Annotated in this window: 4 protein-coding genes; all 4 read left to right on the top strand. The window is 37.7% G+C overall.

Translation table 11 applies throughout. The features are described 5' to 3' along the window. Positions 1-470 (top strand): DoxX family protein (locus NQ163_RS18555; protein WP_268191827.1); only part of this gene is annotated, 470 nt, incomplete at its 5' end. Between the two features lie 374 nt (positions 471-844). After that, positions 845-2197, top strand: coding sequence for an MATE family efflux transporter (locus tag NQ163_RS18550; protein ID WP_268191826.1), 1353 nt, complete (start codon positions 845-847; stop codon positions 2195-2197). A gap of 4 nt (positions 2198-2201) precedes the next feature. Next, the gene (gene gshAB / locus NQ163_RS18545; protein ID WP_268191825.1) at positions 2202-4514 is read left to right on the top strand and encodes a bifunctional glutamate--cysteine ligase GshA/glutathione synthetase GshB; all 2313 of its coding nucleotides are present in this window, start codon (positions 2202-2204) and stop codon (positions 4512-4514) included. A gap of 208 nt (positions 4515-4722) precedes the next feature. After that, complete coding sequence (locus NQ163_RS18540) at positions 4723-7989, top strand: ABC transporter permease (protein ID WP_268191824.1); 3267 nt, start codon at positions 4723-4725, stop codon at positions 7987-7989. The last annotated feature ends 140 nt before the right edge of the window (positions 7990-8129 follow it).

Below are 8129 nucleotides of genomic sequence, written 5' to 3'. Positions count from 1 at the left end.
GTTTGAAATATCCCGATATTCCTTCACGAATTTGTGAAAATTTCTACTCAAAACCAGATCAAACTGTGATCGAATTTTACATCGAACTCACGTTACTTAGAGTAAGTGTTGCAGGTTTAATGTTGCCGCATGGAGTTCACAAATTAATGAACGGAATTGGTGGCGTAAAATATTTGTTGGGACAGGCTGGTATGCCACAGTTTTTGTCCTATGGAGTATATATTGGCGAAATTGTTGCTCCAATTTTAATGATATTGGGTTTGTACACCAGGGTTTCCGGACTATTGATTTCATTTACCATATTGGTAGCTACTGTGGCGGCTCATGCTCACGAAATATTTAAATTTACCGAGTATGGTGGCTTGGTTGTAGAGTTAAACGCACTTTATATATTTGCCGCACTGGCTGTAGCACTTATCGGACCAGGTAAATTTCGATTGGGAAATCAGAGAGGATTCTGGAAAGAATAATTACAATGATCAGTTATCAGTTATCAGTTATCGGTGTTGATTTGATATTATTTTTATCTTGCTGAGAAATATAGTGATATGAGTATTTTAGCTTATCAACAGATAATTTGAAAACAAAGGAGTTTGCCTGAAGGGCAAAAATATGAATAGCCCAGGGTAAAGGAGTGAAGCGACTGCTACCCTGGCTTAATTGTTTATAGCACAAATCGTCGCACTTAATGTCCTTAATTATTGAGGTTTTATTGTTGCGACGAGAATAAAATATTGATTACTTCTTTTTTGGATTTAGGGGGTAATCATAGAAATTAACAATAGATTAAGAAATAGAACTCGAAATACATTGTACATTTGTACTTGTACTTCGAGTTTTTTTTATGATCAGACATTTTACTCGCTTTTTTCAGCGAGAACAACAATATTCAGCAGTAGGAAAAGATCTGTTTAAATTGGCCATTCCAATTATTGGATCTTATTTATTGCATACAGCTTATAATCTTACCGATATGATATGGGTAGGATCATTGGGAAGTAATGCAGTTGCTGCTGTAGGATCGGCAGGTTTCTTTCTGCACCTTGGGTGGGCAATGGCTTCCATAGTTACGGTCGGAGCCAATATTAAGATTTCACATTCGGTAGGAGCCAAGGATGAGGAGGGAGCTGGTAGGTTTGCTACCTCGGCACTTTGGGGAATTGGAATTATTGCTGCCATATTTTCAACCATTTTCTGGGCATTTCCCGATAAATTTATCAATTTCTTTCAGATGCAGGATCCGGAGGTGAACGAAATGGCCACTTCCTATTTGATGATCAGTACATTTGGTGTGATATTAAGCTATGCCAATCTCTTATTTATTAGCATGTTTAATGCTCATTCGGAAACCAAAATTTCTTTTAAAGCCAGTTTAATTGGAACTGTAGCCAATATCGTACTCGATCCCATATTGATTTTTGCTTTGTCGCTTGGTGTTGATGGGGCAGCATATGCAACCATTATAGGTCGCAGCTTAAGCCTGGTATATTTCTTTGTGATATACAAGAAAACGGCAAATATTAATTTCAAAGGACTATTGCCCAACCTTGACAAGTTTAAAACCATATTTGCTGTTGGAACACCAGCTGCCATTCAGAGAATATCATTTTCCATTATCTATATCTTTTTGGCAAGGATTATTGCTGAATGGGGACCTAATGCCATTGCCGTGCAAAAGATTGGAGTGCAGATAGAATCCATTACCTTTATGATTGTAGGAGGCTTTATGCAGGCAGTTACCATTATGGTAGGACAGAGCTATGGTGCTAAAAATCTGACCAAAGTTCCCAATATTTACAGGGCAGGTTGGAGAATGTCCTTTGCTGTGGGATCGGTAACTACAGTTATTTTTCTGTTGCTGCCTGAAACCCTGTTTTCCATATTTGTTCCGGAACAGGAAAGTATATTAATGGGTAAGGAATATTTAATGATTTTAGCAGTTTCTCAGCTGTTTATGTGCCTGGAGATGATTAATGCCGGGGTGTTTAATGGTTTGGGAAAAACAAATATATCGGCAGCCGTAAGCGTTGTTTTTACAACTTTACGTTTGCCGGGAGCATACTTTCTGGGTTTCTATACATTCTTAAGCTTAAATGGTGTATGGTGGAGTATTACAGGAAGTAGTATATTGAAGGGAATTGTAATGTATTTGCTGCTTAGGGCATATATGAAAAAAGATACTTTTGGAAAAATTTAATGGTATGAATCATTTAATCAATAATATTACAAAAACATTGACTTGCCTAGGTATTAAAGCAAGTATTACGGATGGTTTATTTGGAATCGAAAAAGAGAACGTTCGTGTTGATGAGATGGGGAAAATGGCCAATACGCCACATCCCGGGATTTTAGGCGATAAGTTTCGTCATCCATTTATTACTACTGATTTTTCGGAGAGTCAGGTGGAAATGATTACCCCACCATTGAAGAGTATTGCCGAGGTACATGGTTTCCTGGAAACATTAAACGATGTGATTTCGGAGAATTTAGGAGAGGAATTGTTATGGCCGCAAAGTTTGCCTCCATTATTGCCTGATGAGGAAGAAATTCCGATTGCAAAGTTTGGAGAAGAAGGAGTGCATAAGGAAAAATACAGAGAAGAACTGGCTATTAGGTATGGAAAAGAAAGACAGATGTTGACTGGAATTCATTTCAATTTTTCTTTATCAGATCGACTGGAGCGAAAGCTTTGTAAAGCCATTAATTGGCAAGGAGATCAAACTAATTTTCGTGAGGCCGTGTATTTGAAAATGGTTCGCAACTTTATGCGTTACCGTTGGCTTCTGGTTTGGTTGTTTGGCGAAAGCCCGGAAGCTGACCCATCATTAAAGATGAAGTCCTTGCGTACCGGCGAAAAAATGAGAATGGGCTGTAGAAAAGCGGTATCAATTCGTACCAGCTCAGCGGGCTATAGAAATGCAGAGGAGTATTTCGTTGATTTCAACAGTCTGCTGTTGTTTAAAGAATCGATGAAGAAGCTAGTTGGTTCTGGTAAACTACTTTTAGATGAGGAATTGTACCTGCCAATCCGTTTGAAATTTGCGAACGATGGCGAGAGTATCTCGCATCTTGAAGTTCGAATTCTTGATTTGGATCCTTTCGAAAAGTCGGGTGTATCAAAAAACAGGTTGTATTTTATTCATCTGTTTATGCTGTATTGTTTGTTCAAAGAGGAAGAGAATACATACAGCGAAGCAGAGCAAAAAATAGCTGCAAAAAATCACGATTGGGTGGCCTGCAGTGGTATGAATCCTGATCTTTTGTTGAAAGATTTCGATGGAAATATGCTGAAGATTGAGGAAATGCTTCAAAATATCCTGTTTGAGGTCAAAGATTTTGCAAAAACATCAGGAATTACTGATAATGAATGTTATCGAATGGCTCTGGAGGAAACCGAAGGATTAATCCTTAATCCAGACACCCGTTCTTCGCTAAAGGTAAAGCAGCAAATAGAAGAGGAAGGCTTTATTAATTTCCATTTAAAGCTTGCAAAAAAATACAAAACCGAAAGTGAAATGAGTGGTTTCCGTTTTCACGGATTTGAAGACCTGGAATTGTCTTCTCAGCTGTTAATGAAAGCTGCATTGCGCCGTGGTGTGGAATTTAAAATTTTGGATAGAAGCGAGAATTTTATCAGCCTGCACAGAGGGGATAAAACCGAATATGTAATGCAGGCCACACGAACATCATTGGACAATTATTCAAGTGTTTTGATGATGGAAAACAAGTTGGTTACAAAGAAGATTCTGGAAAATTCCGATATTCGTGTTCCTGGAGGCTTGGATTATCGTGAGGTGAGAGAAGCACAATCGGATTTTGATTTGTTTGAAGGAAAAGGAATTGTGATCAAACCCAAATCAACCAATTTTGGCCTGGGAATTACAATCTTGAAAGAAAATAATAGCGAAGAGGTATACAAACGTGCTGTTGAGATCGCTTTCGAGCATGACAATAGCATTTTGATAGAGGAATTCGTTTCCGGAAAGGAATACCGATTCTTTGTAATTAACGAACAAGTTACAGGTATTCTTCATCGCGTACCAGCCAATGTTAGAGGCGATGGGAGCAGTTCAATAAAACAATTGGTTGAGGAGAAGAATAAGGATTCATTGCGTGGCAGAGGATACCGAACACCTTTGGAAAAAATCAGACTGGAGGAAGCAGAAGCAATGTTTTTACAGGATCAAAACTTGGATTTTGATAGCGTTCCTGCAAAAGATGAAATGGTATACCTGAGAGAGAATTCCAATATCAGCACAGGAGGTGATAGCATCGATTTTACGGATGATATTCATCCTTCCTATAAGGAAATTGCGGCAAAATCAGCAAAGGCTTTGGGAGTTAGAATTACAGGTTTGGATATGATGATTGAAGACATCACAAAACCTGCAACAAAAGACAATTATGCCATTATTGAAATGAATTTCAATCCGGCAATTCATATTCATTGCTATCCATACCAGGGGGAGAATCGCAAGTTGAACGAAAAAATATTGGATGCATTGGGTTTTTAATAATATTTCAAGACTAAGATTCGAAGACGTAAAGAGAATTAAATTGATTGCATTTTAGTCCTCTGCCATTTTTAAAGATGTAATGTCCTACACCAACCTGCCGAAGTATAAGTTCTAAAAAAGGACTGTTATTTCTTAGGGTATAGATTAGTTATATAGTAGGTTTTTAAGTACATTCAGGCCTTAATCTCTATTGGTATCTTCAGTAATGAACAAAACGAAATACATCCTTAAAAGTTTGTGGTATTATCGCAAGCAGCATTTGGCTGTTTTGCTTGGAACAATTGTAAGTACAGCCGTATTAACCGGAGCCCTAATTGTAGGCGATTCTGTAAGAAACAGCCTGCATGAATTGGTGAACCTGCGTTTGGGAAAAGTAGAATATTCCATGACAACAGGCGATCGTTTTGTACGTGCCGAATTGGCAAATGAAATTGCGAATGATCTGGATGCATATGTGGTTCCTCTTATACAGACTGATGGCATAGCCGTTCAGCCAGAGAGCAACACGAGAATCAATAGCATTCAGGTTTATGGTGTTGATGCTTCTTTCGACAATTTATCGGATACGCAGCTTTACAATTTAAAAGCAGATGAAGCCTGTTTGAGTGCAAATCTTGCTGACAGAATGAATGTAAAGCAAGGTGATACTTTTTTGTTGCGCTTGAAGAAGGCCAGTGTAATTCCAGCCAATGCCCCTTTTGTTTCCGATGAAGATCAGAATATCGCTTTAAGACTAAAGGTAAAGGCCATTTGTAATGATTCACAATTGGGTAGATTTAGCTTGAAAAGCAATCAAGTTGCACCATACAATGTGTTTCTGTCAAGAGAATTCTTAGCGAAAGAGTTGGAGTTGAAATCGGTGGCCAATTTGATTTTACTTGCTTCCAAAGGTTCAAAAGAGCTGGATTTACAACAATTGCAGGAAAGCTTAACTGCCAATTGGAAATTGGAAGATGCCAGCTTGAAAATTCAGGATGTAAAAGGAAGCTCGCAAATAGAATTGATATCTGATCGTGTATTTATTGATACTCCAATAACTGATTTGCTCCATGAAATTTCGGGTGAAAAAGAGTATGTGCTAAGTTATTTTGTGAATAGCTTAGGTGTAAATGAGAAGGAAACGCCATATTCTTTTATCACTTCAGTTGATACATATCAAATTAAAGAAAATGAAATTATTATCAACTCCTGGTTGGCAGAAGATTTAAACGCGAAACTTGGCGATACGCTTCAAATTAAATACTACACAATTGGAGCTTTAAGACAATTGGTGGAAGAATCAAGAGCATTTACCATTAAGGAAATTCTACCTATTACCGATTCGCATTGGGATCAATCCATGATGCCATCATTTCCTGGTTTAACCGATGCTGGCTCATGTAGTGAATGGGAGGCAGGTGTTCCGGTAGATTTTTCAAAAATCAGACCCAAGGATGAAGATTACTGGAAGAAGTACAAGGGAACTCCCAAGGCTTATATTTCATCGAATACTGCCATTAAATTATGGAGTAACAAATACGGGACTTATACAGCTGTAAGATTTGATTCAAAAGATGATATCAGATCGAAAGTTCAGGAGCTGCTTACACCAGATGTATTGAATGTTGGATTTGAAGATGTTAGAAATAAAGGAAAAAGGGCAGCCAGTAATATGGTAGATTTTGGAGGTCTATTCTTAAGTTTAAGCTTCTTTATCATCGCTGCAGCAATTCTGCTTACTGTTTTAATCTATTCTTTGAATCTGGATAACAGGAATGAAGAAACAGGGATTCTTCTTGGCTTAGGTTTTAACAAATCGAAAATCATTGCCATTCGAATTTACGAATCTATCATTACAGTAATCCTTGGTGGTATTTTAGGTGTATTGTTGGGTATCATTTACAACAAGCTTATCTTATCCGCATTGAATTCCGTTTGGCAAGATGTGGTGCGAACCAATATGCTGGGTGTTCATTTGGATATGAATACATTGATCATTGGCTTTGCTTCGGGAGTGATCATTGCTCTCATATGCATTGTATTTGTAACCCGAAAAAAGGTGAAGCAATCGGTTGTTGAGCTGATTAAAGATGTACACCAAGAGAATATCGCAGGCAAGAAATCGACTTATTCTGTTTGGATCGCATTGTTCTCCCTTCTTGTGAGTATTGCCATTATAGCATATGCATTCTCATCTTCTTTAGAACAGAATGCTGAGTTGTTGTTATCAGCAGGAGCTTTGTTTTTGCTAGCTTTTTCTGCATTTGTGCATTATTATTTGAATGAGATCAGTTCAAAATTCAGCAATCAAACTCCAAGTATAAAGGGCTTATCGGTTAAGAATGCAGCAAGAAATGTAAAACGTAGTCTGGCAATTGTTGTTTTGTTGGCATTGGGAACATTTTCAGTATTAATCACCGGAGCGAATCGCAAAACATTTCAGGATTCTGAAAATTCCAATCAATCGGGAACAGGTGGATATGAATATTGGATTGAGGCTACGCTTCCAATCTTAAATGATTTAAATACAAGCGAGGGCCAGGAAAAAGTTGGATTCTGGGAAGGAGATTTGGATGAATCAGTAAGCTTTGTGCAGTTTAGAGCATTGGAAGGAGATGATGCGAGTTGCTTGAATTTGAATCAGGTAAGTAAACCAAGAATATTGGGATTTAATACTGCGGATTTTGAAGATAGAAAGTCCTTTAGCTTTGCAAAATTACTTCCTGAGGTTGATAAAAAGAATCCTTGGAGTGCATTAAATCAAAACTTTGGCGAAGATGTGATACCTGCCGTTGCAGATCAGACTGTGATATTGTGGGGCTTGAAAAAAGCAGTAGGAGATACTTTGGTTTACCAGAACGAATATGGAATGGATGTGAAGCTATTACTTGTAGGAGGTTTGGCTAATTCTATTTTTCAAGGCAATATATTGATATCAGATAGCTTGTTCCAAAAGAACTTCCCATCGGTTAGTGGTTCTAAAATTATTCTGGCAGAATGTCCAAAAAAGGATTCTTTGTTTATGACCAATTTTGAAGATAACCTTCAGGACTTCGGTGTAAGAGGAAGTAAAAGCTCGGAAAGAATGGCTGCCTTCTATTCTGTTGAGAATACCTATTTAAGTATGTTTATGATACTGGGAGGTTTGGGTGTAATTATAGGAACAATTGGTTTAGGCATTGTTTTGTTGCGAAATGTTTGGGAACGCAAAAAGGAATTGGCTGTGCTAAGAGCTATTGGTTATACCGAGAGCAATATCTTTAAACTCTTGTTTAGTGAAAACCTGTTTTTGTTGGTGCTTGGTTTGCTTGGAGGAATTTTATCAGCATTAATTGGTGTGCTGCCTTCCTTGTTTACGAATGCCTTCCAGATGCCATACCTGTATGTGTTATTGCTTATATTGGCCATTGCCATTAGTGGCTTGGCATGGATTTATATCCCTTTAAAGGTAATTCGCAGGCAGAATATCATTGAATCCCTACAAAACGATTAATTTGTAAAGCCAAAAGCTAATGGCTTTACAAACAAGAGGCTTGGTTCTAAATTATCAGTCTGGTAGGATAAGCTGCAAAGATGAAACAGACTTAATTGTATGTTTAAGGGCAATGTTTTAGAATAGCCTTTTTAATAGAT

Source organism: Marinifilum sp. D737 (assembly GCF_026672275.1).
Taxonomy (GTDB): Bacteria; Bacteroidota; Bacteroidia; order Bacteroidales; family Marinifilaceae; genus Marinifilum.
The sequence above is the reverse complement of the archived record's forward strand: the minus strand, read 5'-3'. Positions and strand labels throughout refer to the sequence as shown.